Below are 24399 nucleotides of genomic sequence, written 5' to 3'. Positions count from 1 at the left end.
TCGTCATCGAGGTGTTCGAACGGTGGAGGCAGCCGCGCGGACCGCCCTACGCCAGGACACCGGACCGGGAGAACGCCCCATGACCCGGCATGGCTTGATGCAGCCTTCTGGCGCAGGCACTCAGTCTCCGGCAACCAACCCGGGCGCGTCCATGGTGATCATCGGCGTCGACAGGGCTGCGTCCGACTGCATGCCGAGCCGACGATGCCGCACGGCCGGAAGACAAGGCAGTCCGTCTGCATCAATCCCGCCGCTTCCCGGCGGCGGTCGCGCCATCCCAGACACCAGCCGAAAATCGAAATCTCCATAGCCATCGCCCGTGGCCCGCGGGTTCCTTCCTCGGGGACTTTCGTACGCCTGCCGGCGCCCGAAACTCTTCACGTGAACGGAACGGCTGATCTTCGCATATGGTTCCCGAAAGCAGACTTTCCGTTTCCGGCCCCAGAGGCGACATTTCTCGATCAGCTTGGCAAGGACAGCTTCTGGCGCGGCGCTGTTCCGGGAGACGATGCGAAGGGTAAAGTTCCACCCTTAGCGGCAGTTAGTTTAAGGCACCTGGCGTTAGATGTTTCACACTTGCAGCCACGCTTCGATACGGAGCTTCCATCCCTCGATCATCTGCGCGAACGCGTCCTCCGTCAGCTCGAACAGATACGAGCTTCCTGCCGTGCTCAAGGCAGTGAACGTGTAGGCAATCCACGCCTCCGTGCCTCCGTCAGCGGTCGAGCGGCAGGCCACCTCGACAAATCCGAAACGCGTATCCGGCGTCACCCGGACATAGCGGATGCGATGCGCGACGGCGTCCCAGTCCGTGCAGGCCCAGAGCGTGGTCTCATCACCATGAGTGGTCCTGAAGACCATGCCTTGGCGCGTCTTCCCGTCTTGTGGATGCAGAAACTCCGGATCCCAGCCGTCCACCCACAGGGTCTCCCCAGTCGGCGTGAACAGCGGAAAGACGCGGTCGATCGGCCCCGAAGCACGATGCTGTGGCTGCGCTCGAGATGGTTGGTCACGCGTCCTCCCCGCTCGTTCCCGCCAAACGGTGGCTGTCTGCCGCACTGAGCTCCAACCCGTAGATGCACTTCAATTGGCCGATTGTTTCCAGGGTCGCCGCGGAAAACGGCGTCTGGCCTTCGAAGGCATGCAGCGCGATGCCCTCCATGAGTTCACCCAGGCTCATGTCGCGATGCTCGGCCAAGGCCTTGAGCACCTTCACCAATCGTTTTTCCAGGCGAACCCCGGTCTGCACGCGTTCGATGGTGGTCATAGGATTTCCGTACCATGGTACACTGGTACATGCAATGACCAGAGATGGGGTGGTTGCGGCACATCGCCGGCAGGGTCGCCAACGGCTCTTCTTGCGTTTACGGAGTGGGTATCCCATCTGCGCCCGGCGTTCAGGCCTTTTCCTGCCCGGAAAAACCGATTAGAGAGCGCGCAAACACATGCGGACAGATTCCGCCCGCCACCGAAGGAAAAGCCCTTGTCCACCACGTTCGACAAAGTCGCCAAGATCATCGCCGACACCAGTGAGATCGATATCGACACGATCACCCCTGAAAGCCACACCATCGACGATCTCGGCATCGACAGCCTCGACTTCCTCGACATCGTCTTTGCCATCGACAAGGAATTCGGCATCAAGGTGCCGCTGGAAAAGTGGACGCAGGAGGTCAATGACGGCAAGGCCTCGACCGACGATTACTTTGTCATGAAGAACCTGTGCGCCAAGATCGACGCGCTGGTCATGGCAAAGAACGCCTGAAATGGCTTGTCTTCTAGCCTGACCCACAACAGCCGCCCCATGAACCCTCGCCCATGAGCCGCCACGACGTCGTCATATCAGGCATCGGCCTTGTCTCTTCGCTGGGAGAAGGTCCGGATGCGCATTGGCGCAAGCTCGTCCACCCCGGCCTGGAGCCGGTGCTCGAAGCCGCGCGCTTCTCGCCCTACACCGTCCACCCGCTGCCGGAGATCGACTGGAACCTGCAGATCGCCAAGCGCGGCGACCAGCGGCAGATGGAAACCTGGCAGCGGCTTGGCACATACGCCGCCGGCATGGCGCTGGACGACGCCGGCATCAAGGGCAATGACGATCTCTGCACGACGATGGACATGGTGGTGGCTGCCGGCGGCGGCGAGCGCGACGAGGCGGTCGACGCCGACATTCTCGCCGCTTCGGAAAGCCGTAACGACCGCGACGTGCTGCTCAACGAGAAACTGACCACCGAATTGCGGCCGACGCTGTTTCTGGCGCAGCTTTCCAACCTGCTCGCCGGCAACATCTCGATCGTCCACAAGGTGACCGGCTCGTCGCGCACCTTCATGGGCGAGGAAGGTGCCGGCGTCGCCGCCGTCGAGACAGCCGCCGCGCGCATCCGCTCCGGCCAATCGACGCATATCCTGGTCGGCGGAGCGTTCCAGACCGAACATTCCGACATGCTGCTTGGCTATGAGCTGGCCGGCTACCTGCATCGCGGCCCCTGGAGGCCGGTCTGGCAGAGACAGGGCCTGGACGGCGGCGGCGTGGTGACTGGATCGGGCGGTGCGTTTCTCGTCCTGGAACAGCGCGAGCACGCGATCAGCCGCGGGCGAAAGATCTATGCCGAACTCGGCCCGGTCGTATCCGGACGCGCCATACGCCGGCAGGGCGAGCTCGATGCCGAGATTGCCGCGCTGCTCAGCCAGGCGGCATTGCCGAACGGCGAGCTCCTGACGATTTCAGGCGCTTCGGGTGCCCATGCCGCTACCGCTGCCGAGAAATCGGCGCTCGACGCCAATCCGGCGATTGCGGCACGCGGTTTTTCGACGCTGACCGGCCACATGAAGGAAGCGCAGTTTCCCTTCGCCGTGGCGCTGGCTGCATTGGCTGTCGAACGCAAGGCCGCCTACCCGGCTTTTGACGCCGCCACCGAGAAGCCGTTCAACGGCATTCCCAGGACCGTGCTTGCAACGGCGATCGGCTATCACCAATTCGAGGGCATGGCGTTGGTCAACGCCGCCTAGAGGGTTTCGGGACAAAAACATGGCCAATCTGAACGACCACATGGGCAGGCCGATCGTTGCCGTCACCGGCATCGGCGTGGTGACGTCGCTGGGCGTTGGCAAGGCCGACAATTGGGCAGCGCTCACCGCGGGCACGTCCGGCATCCATCCGATAACCCGCTTTCCGGTCGACCATCTGAACACCCGCATCTCCGGCACGGTCGATTTCCTGCCGTCGAGCTCTAAGGGCGCTTCCCTTCTTACCTACGAGCTCGCCGAGATAGCCGCGCAGGAAGCCGTGGCCGAAGCCGGCCTCGATTCGGGCGATTTCGGCGGGCCGCTTTTCCTCGCCTCGCCGCCGGTCGAGCTCGACTGGAGCGAGCGCTTTTCGCTGTACAATTCCGACAAGCACGACGTCGGCGCCGAACGGCTGCTTCGCGTGGCGCGCGGCTTGAAGGGGTTCGATGTTTTCGAGACCACCCAATTCGGTTCGATCGCCGACCGGCTCGCCGACCGTTTTGGCACGCGCGGCCTGCCGATCACGCTGTCGACGGCCTGCGCCTCTGGCGCCACCTCGATCCAGCTCGGCGTCGAGGCGATCCGCCGCGGCGAATGCGACCGGGCACTGTCGATCGGCGCCGACGGCTCGGCGACCGCCGAGGCGCTGATCCGTTTCTCGCTGCTTTCCGCACTCTCCACCCACAACGACATCCCCGAAAAGGCGTCAAAACCGTTTTCCAGGGATCGCGACGGTTTTGTCCTCGCTGAGGGTTCCGGCGCGCTTGTGCTGGAATCGCTCGAGGCGGCACTCGCCCGCGGTGCGACGATTCTCGGCATCCTGCGCGGCTGCGGCGAGAAGGCCGACGATTTCCACCGCACCCGCTCGAAGCCGGACGGCTCGCCGGCGATCGCGGCAGTTCGCGCCGCGCTGGCCGATGCCGGCTTGGGCGAGGACGAGATCGATTATGTCAACGCCCATGGCACCTCGACGCCGGAAAACGACAAGATGGAGCATTTGTCGCTGTCGACCGTGTTCGGCGAGCGGATCGGCTCGATGCCGATCTCGTCGAACAAGTCGATGATCGGCCACACGCTGTCGGCCGCCGGCGCCGTCGAGGCGGCGTTTTCGCTGATGACCATGCGCGAAAGCGTCATCCCGCCGACCATCAATTACGACAATCCCGATCCGGCGATCGTGCTCGACGTGGTGCCGAACCAGAAGCGCAACGCCGAGGTCGGCACGGTGCTGTCAAACTCCTTCGGCTTCGGCGGCCAGAACACCTGCCTTGTCATGGCGCGGGAACCAGTCTAAGCGACCGTTCTTCGCCAACAGAACCGACAGGCCCAATGCGCGCTTTGCAACTTATCGAGGACCGCCGCCTTGAAACGGTGGACCTGCCGCTTCCGCCGCAGCCTGCGCTGGGCGAAGTGACGCTGCGCATCAAGGCCGTGGCGCTCAATCATATCGACGTCTGGGGCTGGCGCGGCATGGCCTTCGCCAAGCGCAAGCTGCCGCTGGTCGTCGGCGCCGAAGCCTCGGGCGAGGTCGAGGCGGTCGGCCCCGGCGTCTCCAGCCTTGTGCCCGGGCAACTTGTATCGATCTACGGCGCGCGCACCTGCGGGCTTTGCCGCGCCTGCCGCGAAGGCCGCGACAATCTCTGCGAGCATGTTTCGGGCGTACACGGCTTCCATCTCGACGGCTTTGCGCAAGAGCAGATAAACCTGCCGGCGCGCCTGCTGGTCCCTGCCCCGCCCGGCGTGACCGACGTCGGCGCCGCGGTCGCGCCCGTCACCTTCGGCACGGTCGAGCACATGCTGTTCGACAACGCCAGGCTGCAGCCCGGCGAAACCATCCTGATCCATGCCGGCGGCTCGGGCATCGGCTCCGCCGCGATCCAGCTGGCGAAGAAGATGGGCTGCACCGTGATCACCACGGTTGGCTCGAACGACAAGATCGACAAGGCGAAGGCGCTTGGCGCCGATCACGTCATCAACTATCGCGACGATCGTTTCGAAGGCGTCGTGCGCAAGCTGACGAAGAAGAAGGGCGTCGATGTCGTCTTCGAGCATGTCGGCGCCGACACCTTTGCCGCCTCGATGCTGTGCCTGAAACGCGGCGGCCGCCTGGTGACCTGCGGCTCGACCTCGGGCGTGTCGACGCAGATCAACCTGATGCAATTGTTCCAGCAGCAGCTGAAGCTGCTCGGCTCGTTCGGCTGTCGCATGCAAAACATGGCCGACGCCATGCAGAAAATGGCGGCGGGGCTGGTTTCTCCGGTTATCGACACCGAAGTCGGCTTCGACGGCATCGAGACCGCACTGAAGCGCATGGAAGGCCGCGACGTGTTCGGCAAGATCATCCTGCGCGTCGGCTAGACCATGATGCTGCTGTCTGAAAACATCATGGTCTAGGAATGGTCGGCAACGCCTTCAAGAAGCTCCGCCGGGACCTGGCGTTCCGCCACGGCAGGCGGCTGCGCCAGTTCAACTACTGGCTGCTGGCGCGCCTCGCGATGACGATGATTTGGCTGCTGCGTCTGCTGCCGGTCGACAGCGCGCTCAATTTCGCCGACCGCGCCGCCCGCCGCATTGGCCCTTGGGTGGGGCGCCATAACGTCGCCATCGCCAATCTGCGCAAGGCTTATCCGGAAAAGAGCGACAAGGAGATCCAGGCCATCGCCTCCGACATGTGGGGCAACATGGCTCGCCTTGCCGCGGAATACGTCTTTCTCGATGCCCTGTTCGACTACGATCCCGCCGCGACAAAACCGGGCCGCATCGAGGTCAAGGGGGTCGAGCACTTCGTGCAAATCGCCGGCGAGCAAAAACCGCATATCATCTTCACCGGGCATCTCGGCAATTTCGAGCTGCTTCCGGTGGCGGCAGCCACTTTCGGCATGAACATCACGGCGCTGTTTCGTCCGCCCAACAACCCCTACCTTGCCGACTACATCCTCTCGACTCGCCGCTCGACCATGGGCTCGCTCCTGCCCTCCGCGACCGGCGCTTCGTTCGCGCTGGCGGCCATCCTGGAGAAAGGCGGCAATATCGGCGTGCTCGTCGACCAGAAATTCTCGAGCGGGCTCGAAACGACTTTTTTCGGCCGCCCATGCGAGAGCAACCGCGTCCTGGGCACCCTGGCGCGACACTATGACTGCGATGTCTATCCGGCGCGCTGCGTGCGCCTGCCGGGCAACCGCTTCCGGCTCGAGATCGAGGACAAACTGATCTTGCCGCGCACCGCCGGCGGCAGTGTCGACGTCCATGGCACCACCCAGCTGCTCAACGACGTGGTCGAGCGCTGGGTGCGCGAGGATCCCGGCCAGTGGATGTGGTTCCACAAAAGATGGGAAATCAGCGGCCCGCGCGGGCAGCACAAGCGGGCGAGGAACCGCGGCGAAGCCGCCTGAGTAGAAGTGAGTGACAGCAATTATGCTATTGTTGGCAATGTTCTATTGCGCCACCGACCCCGCCCGGTTGCCGAGGCGGGTTTTTGTTTGGTCACCGATCACTCTGTGGCCTGTCCTGGCAAGACCAATCAGCCAACCGAAGGGGCGCCATAGCGAAGCCCGTCCACCAGCAAGCCAACCATCCGTCGTGCCTGGTCGGGGCCTCCGCCATAGCGGTCTGGTGAGCAGAGCCTGGCAATCGCGAACAATAGTTCTTTCGCATCAACGTCCGAGCGAACGTCGCCCGCTTCGGTCGCGGCATCCAGCAAGCTCTGCAGCGCGGGCCGAAGTTTCTCAAGAAAATACAGCGGCAAGGACTCATATGCCGGATCGCCGGAGGAGAAGGCCGCGGCGAGTCCACGCTTGGCAGCGATAAAGTCCACGTAACGCTGCATCCATCGGGCGAGCGCTTCGCCGGGTTCATATTCGGCGGCAATGGCAGATGCAGCATTTGCGCAGGCATCCACTTCGTTACGGAAGACCGCCACGATCAGGTCCGAACGCTGCGGAAAATGCCGATAGAGCGTACCCACGCCAACGCCGGCCTTATCGGCGATCTCTCGCACCGGAGCATCGACCCCCGAAGCTGCAAACACTGCCATTGCCGCTTCGAGCAGCGCCTTGGAGTTGCGTTGCGCGTCCGCACGCACGCGTCGATCCGTCGAGTTTACGGGCTCCAAGCCACCACCCCGCTCCTCCGATTTGTCGTCCATGATTTTTCCACTTGATAAACGGAACGATGTTCCGTATAAAACGGAATGCAGTTCCGATTGGGAAAATTAGCACAGCATGGCGCCGTTGCCTACACGTCAATGCAAAAAGAGGAGATCACCATGCGGGTCAAACCTATTGCCCTGGTCACTGCGGCCAACAAGGGAATCGGCCTCCAGATCGCCAGGGATCTGGCGACGCACGGCCTCACCGTGCTCGTAGGGTCGCGCAAGCTCGAGCATGCGAAGACGGCTGCAAACAGCATCGGCGCGGATGCCCGCGCCGTCCAACTCGATGTCACGAAACAGGCCTCGATTGCCGCCGCGGCAAAGCGTATCCGTAACGAGTTCGGTCGCCTCGACGTCCTGGTGAACAATGCAGGCACTTCCGATGCGGGAAAGCAGGGCATCTCGCATGCGGCGCCCCTCGAGGGACGCGCGGTGTTCGAGACCAACGTGTTCGGCGTCGTCGCCGTCACGCAGGCGATGTTGCGGCTGCTTGGTGAAGCGCCGGCGGCACGCATCGTCAGCGTCGACCCGTCCAGTCCACAGCGCGCGTTGTTCGGCCCTGTTTACAGCCCCTCGGAGACTGCCCTCGATGCGACGACGCTCGCCTTCGCCATCGAATTTGAGGATGCCGGCGCCGACGCTGCCTGCCCCGGCTTCACTTCGACGAACCTCAACAGCTTCGAGGGCACGGCCGAACGGGCCGCGTGAGTCCTTCGCCTCGCGCTCCTCGACGCTAACGGGTCCGATGGGCATGTTCCCCCAGGATCAGGCGGCGCACCCTGGCTCCGGTGCCGATCGAGCCCACGTCGTGATCTGCGATCTTGGGGCGGGTCGAAAGGGTCTATCGAGATTGATACCGGAAAGCCGCGACAAAGGCTGCAAACGCCGGCGATTGATTGCGTCGGCTGGGATAGTAAAGATGATAGCCTTGAAAGGTCGGGCACCAGTCGGCAAGGACTTCCTCGAGCCGACCACCCTCAACATGGGGTTGAACAAGAGCCTTCGGCGCATAGGCCAAACCGATGCCGTCGAGGGCCGCGTCAAGTGCCGGCGCGATATTGTTCAGGGTCAGCTGGCCGTCCACACGGACGCTGAACTCGCGTCCGTTCTTCCTGAATTCCCAGGCATATAGCGCGCCTGAGCTGGGAAGCCGCAGGTTGATGCAGTTGTGGTCGGTCAAGTCCTGAGGGCTTTTCGGCGCAGCCCGACGAGCGAAATAATCGGGTGAGCCGGCGACGCAATAGCCGACATCGGGACCAATGCGAACGGCCACCATGTCGCGGGCGATTGCCTCGCCAAGTCGAACACCGGCATCGAACTGACGCTCGACGAGTTGGTGAAGCCGTTGTCGACAATGAGCTCCACATTGATGTCCGGGTAGTTTCGCAGGAACGCTGGCAGCCTGGGGCGAAAGACCAGATTGACGGCATCATCGGGGCACACGATACGGATCTGGCCCGAGGGCTGGCCGCGCAGGGCGCTGATCGCGCTGATCCCGGCGGCAATGCTTTCGAAATGCGGCTCGATGCTTTCGACGAGGCGTTCTCCGGTCGCCGTGGGCGCCACATCGCGGGTCGTGCGAGAGAGCAGACGGACGCCAAGCCGTTCCTCCATTGCCCTGATCGTATGGCTGAGGGCCGATCGGGTAACACCCAACTTGGCCGCCGCTCGCGTAAAACTGCGCTGCCGAGCGACCTCAAGGAAGGCTCGCATCTCACTGAACTCGTCACGCGGCATTGGTGAGCTCCGTTCACTACGACATGCAGATTATAGCTGCTAGTCTGACAAGACCAGGCCCGGCTACCTAGTCTGTCGACGGACAAGAGCGCACGAATGCCCATCGACCTGACACTGGATGACACGCTGGCGGCTGAAAGTGCGGTAACGCCGTGGGCCGCCGTCACCTGCCTCTCGTTTTTGACCTTTCTCCTGGTCGGCCTGGAATTCATGCCGGTGAGCCTGTTGACCCCGATTGCGCAGGACCTGGCCATCTCGGAAGGCCAGGCCGGACAGGCGATCGCCGTGTCGGGGCTCTTTGCCGTGATCACCAGCCTGTTCGGCAATGCGCTCCTGGCCAAGCTCGACCGCAGAACCGTCGTCCTGCTCTACACGGCAGTGCTGGTCGCATCGAGTTTGGCTGTTGCCCTCGCTCCCAACTTCCTGGTTTTTCTGGCCGGACGGGCCCTGGTCGGGATCGCGATCGGCGGCTTCTGGTCGCTCTCCACGGCCATTTTGGCGCGCCTGGCCTCAGGCTCCGACCTGCCCAAGGCGATCGCGCTGCTGCAGGGCGGAACTGCATTCGCGATCGTCATCGCCGCACCGCTCGGCAGCTTCCTCGGCGAATTGATTGGGTGGCGGGGCACCTTCTTCATCACAGTCCCAGTCGGCCTCGCGGCGCTCCTCTGGCAGTTCGCCGTTCTGCCGAAGATGCCGCCGAAGGAGGCCGTTTCGGTATCCAGCATGTTCCGTCTGCTGCGCAATCGGACATTCACCATCGGCATGGCCGCAACGGGGCTCGCCTTCATGGGAATGAATTCGCTGTCGATCTATCTGCGCCCATTCCTTGAAAGCGTCACCGGCCTCGACGTGAACGTCCTGTCGCTGGTGCTCCTGGGCCTCGGCCTAGGAGGCCTGGCGGGACTGTCCATCGCCGGCTTCGTGCTCCGGCGAAACCTCACCCCAGTGCTGATCGGGTTGCCGAGCGCGCTTGCGCTCCTCGCCCTGCTCCTGATCGCAGTGGGACCGGTGCTTTGGGCCACGGCTTCGCTTCTGGTTCTTTGGGGGCTGTTCAACACCCCGATTCCGGCGGCGTGGGGTACATGGATGGCTCAGATCATTCCCGACGATCTTGAAGCTGGAGGCGGGCTGCAGGTCGCATTGATCCAGTTCGCCATCGCCGGCGGCGCCTCCGCGGGCGGCATGCTGTTCGACGCTGCCGGCTGGTGGAGCGCCTTCCTGCTCGCCGCCGCCCTGCTGGCGGGCTCAGCCCTGCTCGCCGCTGCCGCCAGCCCTCGCGCTGCTGCGGTGCAGAACCTTTGATCGCGGAGGGACAGCGCCCGGACAGTGAAGGATCACTACAGAGCGCTTTTATTCTGAACCGCCGCATTCTTGGCTGGGCTGGGCATTGCTGCGCTGCCCGACTTCCTTACCGAGGTGCCGATCGCGGAGGGTACATTGAGACAAGTGATGGCGGATCATCCCTTGCCAGAGGCGGGGATCTATGTGGTGCGGCCACCTGGCGGGATTGCGCCCAGAAAGGTGCGTGCGCTGATTGACATCCTCATCGAATGGTTCGGCGCCCGTTGAGCGCAATCATTGCGACCTTCGGGTGGTGATCGCGGCGCAACAGCGAGAAAGCGCAGCCAACACCGGTCCCTTCGCCATCTCGGGCCACAATCTCGATGGACTTAGAGCGGGTGGTTTTAGCCGCATTTCTGCGACGCCAGGAGAAAAGTGATCCTGATTGGTCAAAGCATTGCCTCATCGGCCGTAAGTGCATGCTCTCGCGTGCCGGAGACGATGATCTCCAGGACCTCATGCTCGTCGGTGTTTTTGATGTAGCGATCGCCGACGTTCTCGCCGCGCTTAAGCACCATCACGCGGTCGCCCACAGCGAAGATGTCAACGAGGCGGTGGGAGATGATGATCTGGGCAACGCCCTGCTTTTTCAGTTCCAGCATGGTTTCGAGCAGCCGCTCGGTCGCCATCACCGAGAGATTGGCGGTCGGCTCGTCGAGTATCACCACGCGCGGCTGAAAGGAGATAGCGCGGGCAATCGCCACCGATTGCTGGCGGCCCCCCGAAAGGCTCTCGACCTTTTGATAGACGGAGTTCACGTCGACCTTGAGCCGCTTCAGCACACTGTCGGCTTCCGCGTACATTTTCCGCCGATTGACGAAAAGGCCCCTGCGCGGCCAACGGCCAAGAAAGATATTCTGACCGACATCCATATTCCCGCAAAGAGCGAAATCCTGGTAGATCATCTCGATGCCGGCGTCGCGGCTTTCGTGCGGGCTCTTGAAGTGCACCGGCTGCCCGGCGACGAAGATCTCGCCGCCCGCGTCGCGCTGGTAGGCGCCGGTCAGGATCTTCATCAGCGTCGACTTGCCGGCCGAGTTGTCGCCGACGAGGCCCAGGATCTCGCCTGGATAGAGCACGAGGTCGACGTTGCGGAGCGCCTGCACCGCACCGAAGGCTTTTTCGATGCCCCGCATTTCTACGATCGGTGCGGGCCTGGTCGCGTCACGCATGGGTCGTTTCCGCCGTTCTTGTGCGCCGCGCGAGGCGCGCCCGCAGGCGGCCGAAGATGTTGGCCTGGCGCACCCAGATGTCGATCAGCACCGCCACGATCAGGATGCCACCGATGAAGACGTTGATCCAGTGCTGCGGCATAGTAAAGCCTTGGACGTTGAGCTGCAGCAGCGCCCGGATCAGGGTGATCACCGCCGCCCCGGCGAGCGCCCCGATCACGGTGCCGTAGCCGCCGAAGATCGAACCACCGCCGATGATCACCGAAGCGATGGCGTCGAGCTCGCGGAACTGGCCGGCTACCGGGTTGAAGCTGCGGAAGTAGGCGACGTTGATGATCCCGGCCATTGTCGCGCAGAGCGCCGCCAGCATGAGCGCGAAGAACCGCACCCGGTTGGTGTTGATCCCGGCATAAGCGGCGGCGCGAATGTTGCCGCCGGTCGCATAGACCTTCTGCCCGAACGGCATGTAGGCGAGCACGACGCCGGCAATGAGGGCGACCAACAGCATCCAGATAGTCTGGACGCTCACCACCTCGGCGATCGAGCGCAGCAGCCCGTCCGGCAGCGAGATGCGGTAGTGCAGCAGGATGTCGTTCACCTTGCGGCCAAGCAGGTTGTAGCCCTCGGGCCAGCCGGTGAGCTGCTGCCCGGCGACGAACCAGGCGGCGAGGCCGCGGGCGATGTAGAACATGCCAAGCGTGGCGATGAAGGCCGGCAGCTTGAAGCCGACGGTGACGATCGCGTTGACAAGGCCGGCGCACATGCCCGCCAGCAGGCCCATCGCCACGGCGGTCACGGGGTCGGCGCCGAGGACCTTGAGGAAATAGGCGGCTGTGCTGCCGGCGAGGGCAAGCACCGCCCCGACGGAGAGGTCGATATCGCCGGCGGCAATGACGTAGGTGAGCCCGATGGTGATCAGCGCAAGCTCGGTGTAGTTGAGCAAGATAGCGAAGCTGTTGGACAGGTTCCACCAGTAGTCCGGCCGGAGCGCGAGGCCGGTCAGCCACAGGAGCGCGGTCAGGATGATGGCGAGCGCGTCGCGCCGGGCGAGGAACTTGCCGAACCCGGTGGCCGACAACGCCATGTCGGTCGCCATCGCGCCCTTGGTCTGCACCCCCTCGATCGCGATACCGCCGATCTCGTAGGCCGGTGGCGGCGGCCGGCCGCGGAGCCAGGCCCAGAGGCGCCCTGCCACCTGGCGGCGGATGAGATAGGGCTCGATGAGCACAGCGACGACGAGTAGCAGCCCGAGGAACACCGGCACCGCGCCGACCGGTAGCGAGAAAACGGCGTTGACCGTGATCTCCTCGTCGACGATCTTGATGATGCGCGTGATCGGCCAGCCCTCGCGCAATACCTTGTCGAGCAGCACCACCAGAAGGGCGCCAAGGCAGGATCCGGCGACCCGGCCGCGGCCGCCGAGGATCGAGGCGCCGCCGATGATCACGGCGGCAATGACGGTCAGCTCACCGCTGACGCCGTAGAGCGGCGTCACGCCCTTGTCCTGCGCAGCTGACATCAAGCCGGCCAGCGCCGCGCAGAGCGAGGAGATCAGGAAGGCTCGGATGCGCACCCAGTTGGTCGGGATGCCGGCATAGGACGCCGCCTGCTCGTTGCCGCCCGTGGCGAAGGTCTCGTAGCCCCAGCGCGTCTTGGCAAGCACATAGGCGCCGATCACGGCGACAACGAGGAAGATCACGATCTGGTTGTTGAAGCCGAGGAGGTTGGTCTCGCCGAGGTGAAAAAAACCCGGATAGCCGGTCGCCTTGGCAGGGTAGTAGATCGCCTGGCCGTGAGTGAGCGCCAGCACGAAGCCGCGGCCGATGAAGAGGACGGTCAGCGTGGCGATGAACGCCGGCACCTTCAGGATGGTGACGAGCACGCCGTTGATCAGCCCGATCAGCGTGCCGAGCAGCAGGCAGAGGATCGCCGACGTGACGACGCCGAGGTCAAGGAAGTTCGGCGCGAACAGCCTGGCAAAGACGACGGCGACTAGGCCGTAAGTTGAACCGACCGAAAGATCGAGGTCCTTGTTGACGATGACGAAGGTCACTCCGACCGCGATGATGGCAACCCGCGAGGTGTCGCGGAGCAGCGAGTGAAACGCTCCTGTTGACCCGAAGAACGCGGGATTGACGAGAGCGCCGCCGAGATAGAGCAGCAAAAGCAAGGCAACGAGCCCCACCTCCCAGCCGCCGACAATCTGGGACGGCGCACGGCCGAGCGATGTGGTCGCGGTAAGCGCCATGATCTCTTCTGGTCGATTTCCTGCTGCCGCATTGCGGGAGAGCCTGCGCTCTCCCGCAATGATTTCAGACGTTCCGAGTGGACTCAGTTCTCGAAACGCTTGCCGACGTCCTCGACGGTCTCCTTCGTCACCAGTTGGGCGCGTGTGTCGAGGTTGGCCGCCGCGATGCCGCGGTCGATCTCCAGATAGAGCTGCATGACCGGCCAGAAGCCCTGCAAGAAGGGCTGCTGCCCGAGCGCGCCGGTCAGATCGCCGCTCTTCATCGCGTCCTGCTGGGCCGGGCCGAGGTCGAAACCGTAGGCGCAGATCTTGCCGGTCAGTCCGGTCTGAGCGACGGCCTTGGCAAGCGCCGGCGTGAACACGTTGTTGCCGGCGAACGCGCCAACGACGTCGCCGCGCGATTCAAACAGCGTCACGATGCCGTTCACCGGGTCATTCGGATTGGTGTCGATACCGGTGTTCTCCGGACCCGCGTCGACCTTGAAGGCATCAAGCTTGCCGGCATCCTTCAAGCCCTTGACGATGGCGTTGAAAGCCGAAGTGACGCGGTTGTTCACCTCGATGTTGCCCATTGCGGTCGACGACGGCAGGACGATCGAACCCTTCTCTATACCCTTGTCCGCGAGGCACTTGACGAGCGCCTCGCCGGCGATTGCGGCAGCGGAGGCGTCCTGGCCGGTGTGGCCGATGCCGCTGCGGTTGAGGATCGTGCCGTCAAAGGAATTGGTCGTAGCGACCGGTATGCCCTTCGCCTCGGCGGCCTTGACGATGTCGTTATAGGCGCCGACCTGGGGCGTTGTCATGATCAGCCCGTCGATCGTCGGATCCTGCACGATCTGGTTCAGGATTTCGATCTCGCGGGCAGGGTCGTCAGTCGGCGATTCCGAGCCGAGCAGCAGGACCTTGGCGCCGATCAGGTTGCCGGCGACGGTCGCGCCGACATAGACCGGATCGAAGAAGCCATTGCCGGCAGTGTGTGTCACGATAGCGAAAGTGAGGTGACCATCGGCCGAATGGAAGTCCTTGGTACCGGGGGCCTCCTTTGCGGCTTCTTCAAAGCTGTAGCCGCCGACCGCCTTGTCGACGCCGCCCGATTGTGCGTAGGCGTTCGACACGCCGAGCGATAACGCCGCGGTACACGCCGCGAGCGAGAAAATACGTTTCATGAATATCCTCCCTTGCAACCAACGGTCGGAAGCCGTTCGGGCGCATTATTCAGGGATTCCGAATGCTTCCTCCCACCCCGTATATTCTGCCCAAAGTCTGCCCACGTAAATAGTGCTAGCGCGACGCGGTGTCAGACAGACGAGGAGACTTGGTGTACTATGATCCCTACCTGGGCCGCATTTCAAAAGGGAGCGACACGGAGAGCACCAAAAAAAGTTTCACAAACGCGCAGGGAGGATACCGCGATGAATCTGCGACCAGACCCCACATTCTATCCGTCACCTCGGCTGGCTATGGAAGGGCCGCCGGAAACTCTGGCCTACACGTTGATGCTTAGCCCGGACTTCTCGCAACCCGACGGTTTGGCTGTGGTGAATGTCGATCCAAATTCGCCGGATTTCGGCAAGATCGTCCACACTGTGATCATGCCAAACAAGGGCGATGAGTTTCATCACTTCGGCTGGAATGCGTGTTCTTCGGCGCTATCACCACTGACTGGCCACGCCTTTTTGGAGCGTCGTTATCTGATCATTCCGGGCATTCGTTCGTCGCGCATCTACATAATTGATGTGAAGGGCGGGCCGACAGCCGCCAAGATTCACAAGATCATCGAACCCGCAGAAGTCTTTGCCAAGACGGGCTATTCCCGCCCGCATACGATCCACTGCGGACCCGAGGGCATTTATGTCTCGACCCTCGGCGGCGGTGGCAAAGACGGTACCGACGGTCCTCCGGGCATTTTCATCATGGATTGCCAGACCTTCGATGTCATTGGCCGCTATGAGATAGATCGTGGCGCCCAGGACAAGCACTACGATTTCTGGTGGAACCTGCCGCGCGACTACATGGTCAGTTCCGAATGGGCTCTGCCGCCGCAGTTCGAAAACGGCATCGTCCCTGAGGATCTACTGTCCAACAAGTACGGCCACCGCATGCATTTCTGGGATCTGCGTGCGCGTAAGAACATTCAGACGATCGATCTGGGCGCCAATCACCAAATGGCGCTCGAAATCCGCCCGGCGCATGATCCAGTCCAGCAATACGGCTTCTGCGGCGTTGTGGTCGATACCACCAATCTCGAAGGCTCGATCTGGACTTGGTGGCGCGACGCAGATGGCAAGTTCCAGGCCAAGAAGACGGCGGTCATCCCGCCTCAACCGGCCAATGCCGACGATCTGCCGGATCTTCTGAAGGGTTTCTCGGCGGTGCCCCCTCTGGTCACCGACATCGACCTCAGCCTCGACGACAAGTATCTCTATGTGGCTTGTTGGGGTACGGGTGAAATGCATCAATACGATGTCAGCGACCCGATGAAGCCGGTTCTGGCGGGCAAGGTCGAACTGGGTGGGATCGTCAAGAAGACCAAGCACCCCTGTGGCAAGGTCTTCGGCTATGGGCCACAGATGGTCGAGATTAGCCGCGACGGCAAGCGTGTCTATTGGACCAATTCGCTCTACTCGACCTGGGACGATCAGTTCTATCCCGGTGAGCGCGGCGGGGCGATGGTGAAGGCCGATGTTGGCGCCAATGGTGGGCTGACGCTCGACACCAACTTCTTCGTCGAGTTCCCCAAAGGCTATCGAACGCACCAGATCCGGCTTGAAGGCGGCGACTGCTCTACCGACAGTTTCTGCTACCCATCGGCCTAGGTGTCGCCCGAACTCCTTTCGACCACAGCCGGCCTTTGGCTTGCTGTGGTCGCCAGCGGGATTTACCATGGCGTAAACCCGGGTATGGGCTGGCCGCTTGCTGTTTCGGCCGCCCTGATGGAACGGCGAGCCCATGCGCTGCCGGGCGCGCTTCTGGCGCTGGCGTTCGGGCATCTTGTCGCCATGACGGTGGTCCTCTTGCCCTTCGCGCTGATGACCATGCTGGTTGATTGGCAAACCGAGATCCGCGTTGGCGCAGGTCTAATTGTCGTCGCGCTCGGAGTCTGGCTGCTCTTCAACCGGCGGCATCCTAGATTTCTGGCGCGCGTGCCGCCGTCGCGACTGGCGCTCTGGTCCTTTCTCGTCGCCGTCGCGCATGGCGCCGGCCTGATGCTGGTGCCGATCTACCTCGGCCTGTGCGGCGTCGTTGAAACGGATGCCGGGCACCGTGCCGCGACCGCCCTCATTACACGAACTGCAGCGCTCTCGATCGGCGTGGCAGCGGTCCACACCGGCGCGATGATCACTGCGGGCGGCGCTTTGGCCTTCGGCGTCTATCGGTGGCTGGGATTAAGGTTTCTTTCGAAAAGCTGGTTTGATCTGGATGTGATCTGGGCGCTAAGCCTGGTTCTGGTCGGGGCGATCGGCGTGTTTTCCGCGCTCTAGTTGGTCACCACGATCCGCGTGTTGCGAAAGCCAGCTTGCCGCACCATGGAATAGAAGGCGGCGGCATTGGACGGGTGCAGCCGCACGCAGCCATGCGACGCTGGGCGCCCGAGAGATTTTACTGCGCCTGTGCCATGGATGGCATAGCCGCCGCGGTAGAAGACCGAATGAGGCATCGGCGACATGTCGTATTTGCGCGAATACCACATCCGTGCCGTTCGTTGCGGCCGGTAGCTGCCGCGCGGCGTGATATAGCCTTTGCGCGCCGTGGATACGCGCCATCGGTAGACCGCCCTGCCGTATCTTACAGTCATCGTCTGCGATGACACGTCGATCCTTGCAACCAGCTTGGCTGCCCAGCCCTCGACCGAAGAACCGAACAGCATCGTTGCCAGTGCCGCTGCCATGAGAACGGTCTTTTTCATGCGATCAAACCCCTTTGATTGCCCTTGCCTGCCTGCCTTCACGCTATTCTTCATCCTTTAATCGCAAGTGAATGAGGTAACCACACACCTCTGACGAATTCACCAATCCAAAGCAGCGAATTTGAACGATTTCCCGCGATAGTTGCCGTGGCGACATGTAACCACATAACTAGGGCGCGACCCGCCAACAGGCTTGCCAAAACGCACCGTTGGCTGCTCAATTCGTCGAATGAACGAACTCCTGCTGAAAGCGGTCGATGATCGGGTCGACGACCTGGTCGCGCTGACCGCGGACCTGATCCGCTTTCCGACTATCAACCCGCCCGGCGAGGCCTATCGGCCATGCGCCGAATACGTCGGAGCGCGGCTGAAAAAGCGCGGTTTCGAAGTCGAATTCATCCGCGCCGATGGCACGCCCGGCGACACCGACCGCTACCCGCGCGTCAACGTCGTCGCCCGCTTCGATGGCCCCTCGCCCGGCGCCTGCGTGCATTTCAACTCGCATATCGACGTGGTCGAAGCCGGCGACGGCTGGAGCTTCGATCCCTTCGCCGGCATCGTCAGGGATGGCAAGGTCCATGGCCGCGGCGCCTGCGACATGAAGGGCGGCCTGGCCTCCTCGATCATCGCCGCCGAGGCCTTCATGGAGGTTTTCCCCGACTTCCCGGGCGCCATCGAGATTTCGGGCACGGTCGACGAGGAGTCCGGCGGTTTCGGCGGCGTCGCCCATCTGGCAAAGCTCGGCTATTTCTCCAAGCCGAAGGTCGACCACGTCATCATCCCCGAGCCGTTGAACAAGGATCGCATCTGCCTTGGCCATCGCGGCGTCTGGTGGGCGGAGATCGAGACCAAGGGCGAGATCGCGCACGGCTCGATGCCGTTCCTCGGCGACAATGCGGTGCGCCATATGGGCGCCGTGCTAAGGGCTTTCGAGGACGAGCTGTTCCCGTCGCTCGACCGCAAGGTGACGCGCATGCCGGTCGTGCCCGACGGGGCCAAGCGCTCGACCATGAACATCAACTCGATCCATGGCGGCCAGACCGAGGATTTCCGGCCCGGCCTGCCCTCGCCCAATGTCCCCGATTCCTGCCGGCTGACCATCGACCGCCGCTTCCTGCTCGAAGAGGACCTTGGCACGGTCAAGAGCGAGGTGACCGATATCCTCGACCGGCTGAAGCGCGAGCGCAAGAAATTCGACTACGAGATCCGCGATCTCATGGAGGTGCTGCCGCTGATGACCGAGCGCGATGCGCCGGTGGTCAAGGCGGTGGCGCGGGGCATCATGGAGATATTCGACCGCGAGCCCGCCTACGTGATCTCGCCCGGCACCTACGACCAGAAGCACATTGCCCGCATCGGCCACATCTACGACTGCATCGCCTATGGCCCGGGCATTCTCGACCTCGCCCACAGGCCCGACGAATGGGTGGGGATATCAGACATGGTCGAATCGGCCAAGGTGATGGCGATCGGGCTCAACGTGCTGCTGAGGGGCGGGGGCGCTCGGTAGCCGGTGATGGGCGGAAAAACATTCCTGCCGGCGCCGCCGGAAAGCACGAAACGCAATTTACTCCTTGGTGAAATCACGCTTCTATCCACCGGGTTTCGAGCATGTTTTTGAGCATATCGGGAGTTGCACGATGAAATTGTGGAAAACTATTCTCACCGCTGCGGCCCTGGTGCTGTCTGCCGGAACATCGGCATTTGCCGCGCGCGATCTGGTCATCGGCATCACGCTCGAACCTCCGCATCTCGATCCGACCGCAGGTGCTGCGGCGGCGATCGACGAGGTGCTTTACGCCAATGTGTTCGAGGGGCTGACCCGCATCGGCCCGAACGGCGAGGTGCTGCCGGCTCTCGCCGAAAGCTGGACCGTTTCCGACGACGGCAAGGTCTACACCTTCAAGCTGCATAGCGGCGTGAAATTCCATGACGGCACCGACTTCAATGCCGACGACGTCAAATTCTCGCTCGATCGCGCCCGTGCCGACAACTCCGTGAACGCACAAAAGGGCCTGTTCGCCGCCATCGATACGGTCGAAATGGTCGATCCGGCGACGGTCAGGATCACGCTGAAGAACCCGCAAAGTTCGTTCCTCTACAATATGGGCTGGGGCGACGCGGTCATCGTCGCGCCGGAGACAGCCGACACCAACAAGGAAACGCCTGTCGGCACCGGCCCGTTCAAGTTCCAGAACTGGGCCAAGGGCTCGTCGATCACGCTGATCAAGTCCGACGCTTACTGGGGTGCCCCGGTCTCCCTCGACAAGGCCGAGTTCCGCATCGTCACGGATGCCGCAGCCGCCGTTCCGGCGCTGCTTTCCGGCGATGTTCAGGCCTTCCCGTTCTTCGATCCCGACAGCGTCGCCCAGATCCAGGGCGACCCGCGCTTCAAGGTGGTGATCGGCGCGACCGAGGGTGAGACCATCCTCTCGATGAACAACAAGAAGCCGCCTTTCGACCGGCTGCAGGTCAGGCAGGCGATTTCGTTTGCGCTCGACCGCAAGGCGATCATCGACGGCGCCTCGGCCGGCCTTGGCGTGCCGATCGGCTCGCACATGTCGCCCGCCAACAAGGCCTATGTCGACCTCACCGGTCTCTATCCGCACAATGTCGAGAAGGCCAGGGAACTCTTGAAGGAAGCCGGCCTGGAGAACGGCTTCAAGGCGACGCTGAAACTGCCACCACCCCCCTATGCGCGACTTGGCGGCGAGATCATCGCGTCGCAGCTTCGCGATGTCGGCATCGATCTGCAGATCGTGCCGGTGGAATGGGCGCAGTGGCTGGACCAGGTCTTCACTAAGAAGGACTACGACCTGACCATCGTTTCCCACACCGAACCCAACGACATCGATATCTATTCGCGCAAGGATTATTACTTCAACTACGACAACCCGACCTTCGACAAGATCATCGCCGATCTGAACCTCACCTCCGATGAGGCCAAGCGCATGACGCTGCTCGGCGAGGCGCAGAAGATACTGGCCGACGATGGCGTGGTCGGCTTCCTCTACGAACTGCCGAAAGTCGGCGTCTGGGACGCCAAGCTCGAGGGTTTTTGGGCAAATGCGCCGATCCAGGCCAATGATTTGACCAAGGTGAAGTGGACGGAGTGAGGGGCTGCTGGCCAAAGGGGCGAAGCTTGCAGCCGGTGGCACCCCCCTCTGTCCTGCCGGACATCTCCCCCTCAAGGGGGGAGATTGGCAGTTGCCATGCCGGTGCTAGCCCTGCAACGCTGATGATTAGCGAAAGCATCAATGAGGGCTTAATCTCCCCCCTTGAGGGGGAGATGTCCGGCAGGACAGAGGGGGGTTGGCGGGAACGCAACCTTCATCCAGTTGCCGCGCTGAACGGACCTGCGGTCCTCCCCCCATGACCGCCTATCTCCTCAAGCGTCTTGCCATCGCGCTCATCACGCTGGTCCTGGCCTCGACGGTGGTCTTCGCCGTGCTGGAGATCATTCCCGGCGACCCGGCGCGGCTGATGCTGGGCATGAATGCCAGCGCCGACCAGGTCGAGTTACTGCGCAACCAGATGGGCCTCAACGCGCCGCTCGCCGCGCGCTATCTGCACTGGGCCGGCGGCTTGCTGAGCCTCGATTTCGGCCGTTCCTACACCTATTCGGTGCCGGTCATCGACCTGGTCCGCGAGCGCATCGTGGTCTCGCTGCCGCTGGCCCTGATCGCGCTGGCGCTGTCCACCATCATCGCCATTCCGGTCGGGCTGTTTTCCGCCGGCCGGCACGGGCGGGCCGGCGACACGATCGCGATGGGCGCCGCCCAGCTTGGTGTTGCCGTGCCGAACTTCTGGTTTGCGCTGATGCTGATCTACCTGTTTGCCGTCTGGCTGCGGCTGGTGCCGGCCGGCGGCTTTCCGGGATGGAGCGCCGGCGTCTGGCCGGCGCTGAAATCGCTGGTCCTGCCGGCGATCGCGCTCGCGCTGCCGCAGGCGGCGATCCTCGCCCGCGTCACCCGCTCGGCGCTGATCGAAGTGCTGAACGAGGACTATATCCGCACTGCCCGCGCCAAGGGTCTGCCCCATCGCGCGGTGCTGTGGCGGCACGCGCTGCGCAACGCAATGATCCCGGTGCTGACCATTCTCGGCCTGCAGTTCGCCTTCCTGCTCGCCGGCACCATCATCATCGAGAACGTCTTTTATCTCCCCGGCCTCGGCCGGCTGGTGTTCCAGGCGATCACCCAGCGCGACCTGATCGTCGTCGAAAGCGTCGTCATGCTGCTGGTCGCCGCCGTCATCGCCGTCAACCTGCTTGTCGATCTCTCCTATGCGGTCGTCGATCCGCGGCTGAGAAGCCGCCAATGACGCTGCGCTTCGACATCCCGGAGGAAAATTTTGCCGACATCCTCGTCAAGGCTTTCACCAACCGCTCGTTCCTCACCGGCTTCGTCATCACTGCACTTGTGGCGGCGGTCGCCATCGTTTCGTTCTTCTGGACGCCTTTTGACGTCACCAGGCTGATCATCGCCGACAAGACCCAGGCACCCTCGCCGGCGCACTGGTTCGGCACCGATCATTTCGGCCGCGACATTTTTTCCATGATCATGGTCGGGGCCCGCAATTCGATCGCCGTGGCGCTGGTGGCGGTCGGTATCGGCATGGGCGTTGGCGTGCCGCTCGGCGCCCTTGCCGCGGCGCGCGGCGGCGTCGTCGACGAGGCGGTGATGCGGCTGAACGATGTCGTCTTCGCCTTCCCTGCCCTGCTGTCGGCGATCATGATCACCGCCATCTTCGGCCCGGGCGCGCTCAACGCCATCATCGCCATCGGCATTTTCAACATCCCGGTCTTCGCCCGCGTCGCCAGGGCCGGCGCGCTGGCGATCTGGCCGCGCGAATTCATCCTCGCCGCGCGTGCCGCCGGAAAAGGCAAAGCACTGATCACCATCGAACACGTGCTGCCCAACATCGTTACTTTGCTCCTGGTGCAAGGCACCATTCAGTTCGCGCTCGGCATCCTGGCCGAAGCCGGGCTTTCCTATGTCGGGCTCGGCACACAGCCGCCGATGCCGAGCTGGGGGCGGATGCTGTTCGACGCCCAGACGCGCATGGGGATGGCGCCGTGGATGGCGATCTTTCCAGGCATGGCGATCGTCGTCACCGTGCTTGGACTGAACCTGCTCGGCGACGGTATTGCCGACATCCTCGACCCAAAATCGCGGCGGCAGCGATGAGCCTGCTCGAAATCGAGAAATTGTCGCTGACGATCGGCGACACGCCGATCCTGAGGGATGTCGAACTCGCCGTCGCGCCCGGCGAGGTGATGGGGCTGGTCGGCGAATCCGGCTCGGGCAAGTCGATCACGGCATTGACGGTGATGCGGCTTCTGCCCTGGGCGGCGCGCGCCAGCGGGCGCGTCGTCTTCGACGGCATCGACATCCTCGCGGCCAGCGAAGACCAGATGTGCGCGCTGCGCGGCGATGATATCGGCATGGTTTTCCAGGAACCGATGACGGCGCTGAACCCGGTCAAGACCATTGGCGAGCAGGTCGCCGAAGGCATCCGCTGGCACACCAGGGCAAGCCGCGCCGACGCCGAGGACCGCGCTCGAAAAATGCTCGACCGGGTCGGCTTGCCCGCAGCGCAATTCCCGCTGTCGCGCTATCCGCACGAGCTTTCCGGCGGCCAGCGCCAGCGCGTCGTCATCGCCATCGCCTGCGCGCTGAAACCAAAACTGTTGATCGCCGACGAGCCGACGACGGCGCTCGACGTCGTGCTGCAGGCGCAAATCCTCGACCTGTTGCGCGATCTGGTTTCAGAAAACCGCATGGGTCTGCTGTTGATCTCGCATGACCTCGCGGTGGTGACCGAAATGGCGGAGCGCATCACCATCCTGCGCCACGGCGAAGTGATGGAGGCCGGCGACACGGCCCGCACCCTGTCCGAGCAGCTTCATCCCTACACAAGACAACTGGCGCAGGCCTCGATGCATGTGCCGGCGCGTGCCAGGACAAACGAGGTCGGCCAAGACAACCCCATGCTCCAGGCCAAACCTCTGCTTCAGGTAGAAAGCGTGACGCGGGACTATCCGGGACGGCGCAAATCGCTGCTGAAGCGCGCGGTTCCGACCCGCGCCGTCGACGATGTCTCGTTCTCGATCGATCCTGGGCAGTCTGTGGCGCTGGTCGGTCGTTCCGGTTGTGGCAAGTCCACGCTTGCCCGCATGGTCCTGGCGCTGGACGGGCCGACATCGGGAACGATCCGGTTTCGCGGCGACGTCATCACCGACAAGAGCGAGGCGGAGCTCAAGCCGGCGCGCCGCGACATGCAGGTGGTGTTCCAGGACCCATACGGCTCCTTCGATCCGCGCCAGAAGGTGGAAAAACTGGTCGCCGAGCCACTGCATGTCCTGGAGAAAAGGCCGACGAATGCAGAGCGGCGCGAGATGGTGGCAAAGGCCTTGCACGAGGTCGGCCTTGGTCCACGCGACATGGACAAATATCCGCACGAATTTTCAGGCGGCCAGCGCCAGCGCCTGTCGATCGCCCGCGCCATCATCACCCGCCCCAAGCTGGTCGTCGCCGACGAGCCGGTCTCGGCGCTCGACGTCTCGATCCGCGCCCAGATTCTCGATCTGTTCGCCGAGCTCAACCAGAAGCTCGGCGTTGCGTATCTGTTCATCACCCACGATCTGACCGTTGCCCGCGCCATTACGGACCAGGTGATGATCATGCATGCCGGCAAGATCGTCGAGCGCGGCAGGACGAGCGCGGTTCTCGACCATCCGCAGTCCGAAGCCGCCAAGGCGCTGGTCGCTGCGGCCCCGGACCTGCACCGCGCGATTGCCCGGCGGTTACAGGAACAGGGGTAAACAGCCGACCGTCGGGAG

Annotated in this window: 22 protein-coding genes and 1 pseudogene; 15 read left to right on the top strand and 8 right to left on the bottom strand. The window is 63.2% G+C overall.

Going from position 1 to position 24399, the window contains the following annotated elements:
• Positions 1-570: 570 nt before the first annotated feature.
• Both AC0L18_RS07610 and AC0L18_RS07605 read right to left on the bottom strand, forming a co-directional pair.
• A complete protein-coding gene (locus tag AC0L18_RS07610) occupies positions 571-918 on the bottom strand; it encodes a hypothetical protein (RefSeq protein WP_473491384.1) in 348 nt (115 codons plus the stop codon).
• 91 nt (positions 919-1009) lie between these two features.
• Positions 1010-1267, bottom strand: coding sequence for a ribbon-helix-helix domain-containing protein (locus tag AC0L18_RS07605; RefSeq protein ID WP_473491383.1), 258 nt, complete (start codon positions 1265-1267; stop codon positions 1010-1012).
• A 216-nt stretch (positions 1268-1483) separates the two neighbouring features.
• On the opposite strand from AC0L18_RS07605, the gene AC0L18_RS07600 reads away from it, so the two are divergent.
• From AC0L18_RS07600 to AC0L18_RS07580, 5 genes are read left to right on the top strand one after another with little or no spacing between them, the layout of a single operon-like run.
• The gene (locus AC0L18_RS07600) at positions 1484-1765 is read left to right on the top strand and encodes an acyl carrier protein (protein ID WP_023802974.1); all 282 of its coding nucleotides are present in this window, start codon (positions 1484-1486) and stop codon (positions 1763-1765) included.
• Positions 1766-1818: 53 nt separating this feature from the next.
• Entirely contained in the window at positions 1819-3006 is a 1188-nt protein-coding gene (locus tag AC0L18_RS07595) for a beta-ketoacyl-ACP synthase (RefSeq protein ID WP_091598233.1), read from the top strand.
• A gap of 19 nt (positions 3007-3025) precedes the next feature.
• Positions 3026-4297 (top strand): beta-ketoacyl-ACP synthase, encoded by a 1272-nt coding sequence (locus AC0L18_RS07590; RefSeq protein ID WP_473491382.1) that lies wholly within the window; start codon positions 3026-3028, stop codon positions 4295-4297.
• A 35-nt stretch (positions 4298-4332) separates the two neighbouring features.
• The gene (locus AC0L18_RS07585) at positions 4333-5361 is read left to right on the top strand and encodes a zinc-binding dehydrogenase (protein WP_473491381.1); all 1029 of its coding nucleotides are present in this window, start codon (positions 4333-4335) and stop codon (positions 5359-5361) included.
• A 38-nt stretch (positions 5362-5399) separates the two neighbouring features.
• A complete protein-coding gene (locus AC0L18_RS07580) occupies positions 5400-6395 on the top strand; it encodes a lipid A biosynthesis lauroyl acyltransferase (RefSeq protein ID WP_473491379.1) in 996 nt (331 codons plus the stop codon).
• 128 nt (positions 6396-6523) lie between these two features.
• On the opposite strand, the gene AC0L18_RS07575 is transcribed toward AC0L18_RS07580, so the two are convergent.
• A complete protein-coding gene (locus AC0L18_RS07575; protein WP_473491378.1) occupies positions 6524-7147 on the bottom strand; it encodes a TetR/AcrR family transcriptional regulator in 624 nt (207 codons plus the stop codon).
• A gap of 120 nt (positions 7148-7267) precedes the next feature.
• On the opposite strand from AC0L18_RS07575, the gene AC0L18_RS07570 reads away from it, so the two are divergent.
• Positions 7268-7861, top strand: a complete 594-nt coding sequence (locus AC0L18_RS07570; RefSeq protein ID WP_473491377.1) for an SDR family NAD(P)-dependent oxidoreductase — start codon at positions 7268-7270, stop codon at positions 7859-7861.
• A gap of 133 nt (positions 7862-7994) precedes the next feature.
• Here AC0L18_RS07570 and AC0L18_RS07565 read toward each other — a convergent pair.
• Positions 7995-8890, bottom strand: a pseudogene (locus tag AC0L18_RS07565) (LysR family transcriptional regulator).
• Between the two features lie 96 nt (positions 8891-8986).
• Between AC0L18_RS07565 and AC0L18_RS07560 the strand changes: the two are divergent.
• Entirely contained in the window at positions 8987-10192 is a 1206-nt protein-coding gene (locus tag AC0L18_RS07560; RefSeq protein WP_473491376.1) for an MFS transporter, read from the top strand.
• Between the two features lie 69 nt (positions 10193-10261).
• The gene (locus AC0L18_RS07555; protein WP_473491374.1) at positions 10262-10459 is read left to right on the top strand and encodes a LysR substrate-binding domain-containing protein; all 198 of its coding nucleotides are present in this window, start codon (positions 10262-10264) and stop codon (positions 10457-10459) included.
• 161 nt (positions 10460-10620) lie between these two features.
• Here AC0L18_RS07555 and AC0L18_RS07550 read toward each other — a convergent pair whose 3' ends face one another.
• From AC0L18_RS07550 to AC0L18_RS07540, 3 genes are all read right to left on the bottom strand, one after another.
• A complete protein-coding gene (locus tag AC0L18_RS07550; protein WP_091598255.1) occupies positions 10621-11403 on the bottom strand; it encodes an ATP-binding cassette domain-containing protein in 783 nt (260 codons plus the stop codon).
• A complete protein-coding gene (locus AC0L18_RS07545) occupies positions 11396-13651 on the bottom strand; it encodes an ABC transporter permease (protein ID WP_473491373.1) in 2256 nt (751 codons plus the stop codon). The genes AC0L18_RS07550 and AC0L18_RS07545 overlap by 8 nt, the downstream gene beginning before the upstream one ends.
• Positions 13652-13734: 83 nt before the next feature.
• The gene (locus tag AC0L18_RS07540; protein WP_473491371.1) at positions 13735-14817 is read right to left on the bottom strand and encodes a substrate-binding domain-containing protein; all 1083 of its coding nucleotides are present in this window, start codon (positions 14815-14817) and stop codon (positions 13735-13737) included.
• Between the two features lie 246 nt (positions 14818-15063).
• Here AC0L18_RS07540 and AC0L18_RS07535 point away from each other — a divergent pair, with 246 nt between their 5' ends.
• Positions 15064-16467, top strand: coding sequence for a selenium-binding protein SBP56-related protein (locus AC0L18_RS07535; RefSeq protein WP_128176814.1), 1404 nt, complete (start codon positions 15064-15066; stop codon positions 16465-16467).
• 117 nt (positions 16468-16584) lie between these two features.
• Positions 16585-17133, top strand: coding sequence for a hypothetical protein (locus tag AC0L18_RS07530; protein ID WP_473491370.1), 549 nt, complete (start codon positions 16585-16587; stop codon positions 17131-17133).
• Here AC0L18_RS07530 and AC0L18_RS07525 read toward each other — a convergent pair.
• Positions 17130-17558 carry a L,D-transpeptidase gene (locus AC0L18_RS07525; RefSeq protein ID WP_023802989.1) on the bottom strand — a complete coding sequence of 143 codons (429 nt, stop codon included), beginning with the start codon at positions 17556-17558 and terminating at the stop codon, positions 17130-17132. The genes AC0L18_RS07530 and AC0L18_RS07525 overlap by 4 nt on opposite strands.
• A gap of 229 nt (positions 17559-17787) precedes the next feature.
• Here AC0L18_RS07525 and AC0L18_RS07520 point away from each other — a divergent pair, with 229 nt between their 5' ends.
• The 5 genes from AC0L18_RS07520 (at position 17788) to AC0L18_RS07500 (ending at position 24381) form a co-directional block, all read left to right on the top strand.
• Positions 17788-19068, top strand: coding sequence for an acetylornithine deacetylase/succinyl-diaminopimelate desuccinylase family protein (locus AC0L18_RS07520; protein WP_473491369.1), 1281 nt, complete (start codon positions 17788-17790; stop codon positions 19066-19068).
• A gap of 130 nt (positions 19069-19198) precedes the next feature.
• On the top strand, positions 19199-20674 hold the full coding sequence (locus AC0L18_RS07515) for an ABC transporter substrate-binding protein (RefSeq protein ID WP_473491368.1): 1476 nt from the start codon (positions 19199-19201) through the stop codon (positions 20672-20674).
• 256 nt (positions 20675-20930) lie between these two features.
• Positions 20931-21878 carry an ABC transporter permease gene (locus AC0L18_RS07510; RefSeq protein WP_473491366.1) on the top strand — a complete coding sequence of 316 codons (948 nt, stop codon included), beginning with the start codon at positions 20931-20933 and terminating at the stop codon, positions 21876-21878.
• Positions 21875-22744, top strand: coding sequence for an ABC transporter permease (locus AC0L18_RS07505; RefSeq protein WP_473491364.1), 870 nt, complete (start codon positions 21875-21877; stop codon positions 22742-22744). The genes AC0L18_RS07510 and AC0L18_RS07505 overlap by 4 nt, the downstream gene beginning before the upstream one ends.
• Positions 22741-24381, top strand: coding sequence for an ABC transporter ATP-binding protein (locus AC0L18_RS07500; protein ID WP_473491362.1), 1641 nt, complete (start codon positions 22741-22743; stop codon positions 24379-24381). Before AC0L18_RS07505 ends, AC0L18_RS07500 begins: the two co-directional genes overlap by 4 nt.
• Positions 24382-24399 lie beyond the last annotated feature (18 nt).

This window comes from Mesorhizobium sp. WSM4819, assembly GCF_055811215.1.
The sequence above is the reverse complement of the archived record's forward strand: the minus strand, read 5'-3'. Positions and strand labels throughout refer to the sequence as shown.

Excerpts from the sequence above, each read along its gene's own strand:
- AC0L18_RS07605 (WP_473491383.1), bottom strand. The coding sequence starts at position 1,267 with ATGACCACCATCGAACGCGTGCAGACCGGGGTTCGCCTGGAAAAACGA.
- AC0L18_RS07595 (WP_091598233.1), top strand. The coding sequence starts at position 1,819 with ATGAGCCGCCACGACGTCGTCATATCAGGCATCGGCCTTGTCTCTTCG.
- AC0L18_RS07590 (WP_473491382.1), top strand. The coding sequence starts at position 3,026 with ATGGCCAATCTGAACGACCACATGGGCAGGCCGATCGTTGCCGTCACC.
- AC0L18_RS07585 (WP_473491381.1), top strand. The coding sequence starts at position 4,333 with ATGCGCGCTTTGCAACTTATCGAGGACCGCCGCCTTGAAACGGTGGAC.
- AC0L18_RS07580 (WP_473491379.1), top strand. The coding sequence starts at position 5,400 with ATGGTCGGCAACGCCTTCAAGAAGCTCCGCCGGGACCTGGCGTTCCGC.
- AC0L18_RS07575 (WP_473491378.1), bottom strand. The coding sequence starts at position 7,147 with ATGGACGACAAATCGGAGGAGCGGGGTGGTGGCTTGGAGCCCGTAAAC.
- AC0L18_RS07570 (WP_473491377.1), top strand. The coding sequence starts at position 7,268 with ATGCGGGTCAAACCTATTGCCCTGGTCACTGCGGCCAACAAGGGAATC.
- AC0L18_RS07560 (WP_473491376.1), top strand. The coding sequence starts at position 8,987 with ATGCCCATCGACCTGACACTGGATGACACGCTGGCGGCTGAAAGTGCG.
- AC0L18_RS07550 (WP_091598255.1), bottom strand. The coding sequence starts at position 11,403 with ATGCGTGACGCGACCAGGCCCGCACCGATCGTAGAAATGCGGGGCATC.
- AC0L18_RS07545 (WP_473491373.1), bottom strand. The coding sequence starts at position 13,651 with ATGGCGCTTACCGCGACCACATCGCTCGGCCGTGCGCCGTCCCAGATT.
- AC0L18_RS07540 (WP_473491371.1), bottom strand. The coding sequence starts at position 14,817 with ATGAAACGTATTTTCTCGCTCGCGGCGTGTACCGCGGCGTTATCGCTC.
- AC0L18_RS07535 (WP_128176814.1), top strand. The coding sequence starts at position 15,064 with ATGAATCTGCGACCAGACCCCACATTCTATCCGTCACCTCGGCTGGCT.
- AC0L18_RS07530 (WP_473491370.1), top strand. The coding sequence starts at position 16,585 with ATGGAACGGCGAGCCCATGCGCTGCCGGGCGCGCTTCTGGCGCTGGCG.
- AC0L18_RS07525 (WP_023802989.1), bottom strand. The coding sequence starts at position 17,558 with ATGAAAAAGACCGTTCTCATGGCAGCGGCACTGGCAACGATGCTGTTC.
- AC0L18_RS07520 (WP_473491369.1), top strand. The coding sequence starts at position 17,788 with ATGAACGAACTCCTGCTGAAAGCGGTCGATGATCGGGTCGACGACCTG.
- AC0L18_RS07515 (WP_473491368.1), top strand. The coding sequence starts at position 19,199 with ATGAAATTGTGGAAAACTATTCTCACCGCTGCGGCCCTGGTGCTGTCT.
- AC0L18_RS07510 (WP_473491366.1), top strand. The coding sequence starts at position 20,931 with ATGACCGCCTATCTCCTCAAGCGTCTTGCCATCGCGCTCATCACGCTG.
- AC0L18_RS07505 (WP_473491364.1), top strand. The coding sequence starts at position 21,875 with ATGACGCTGCGCTTCGACATCCCGGAGGAAAATTTTGCCGACATCCTC.
- AC0L18_RS07500 (WP_473491362.1), top strand. The coding sequence starts at position 22,741 with ATGAGCCTGCTCGAAATCGAGAAATTGTCGCTGACGATCGGCGACACG.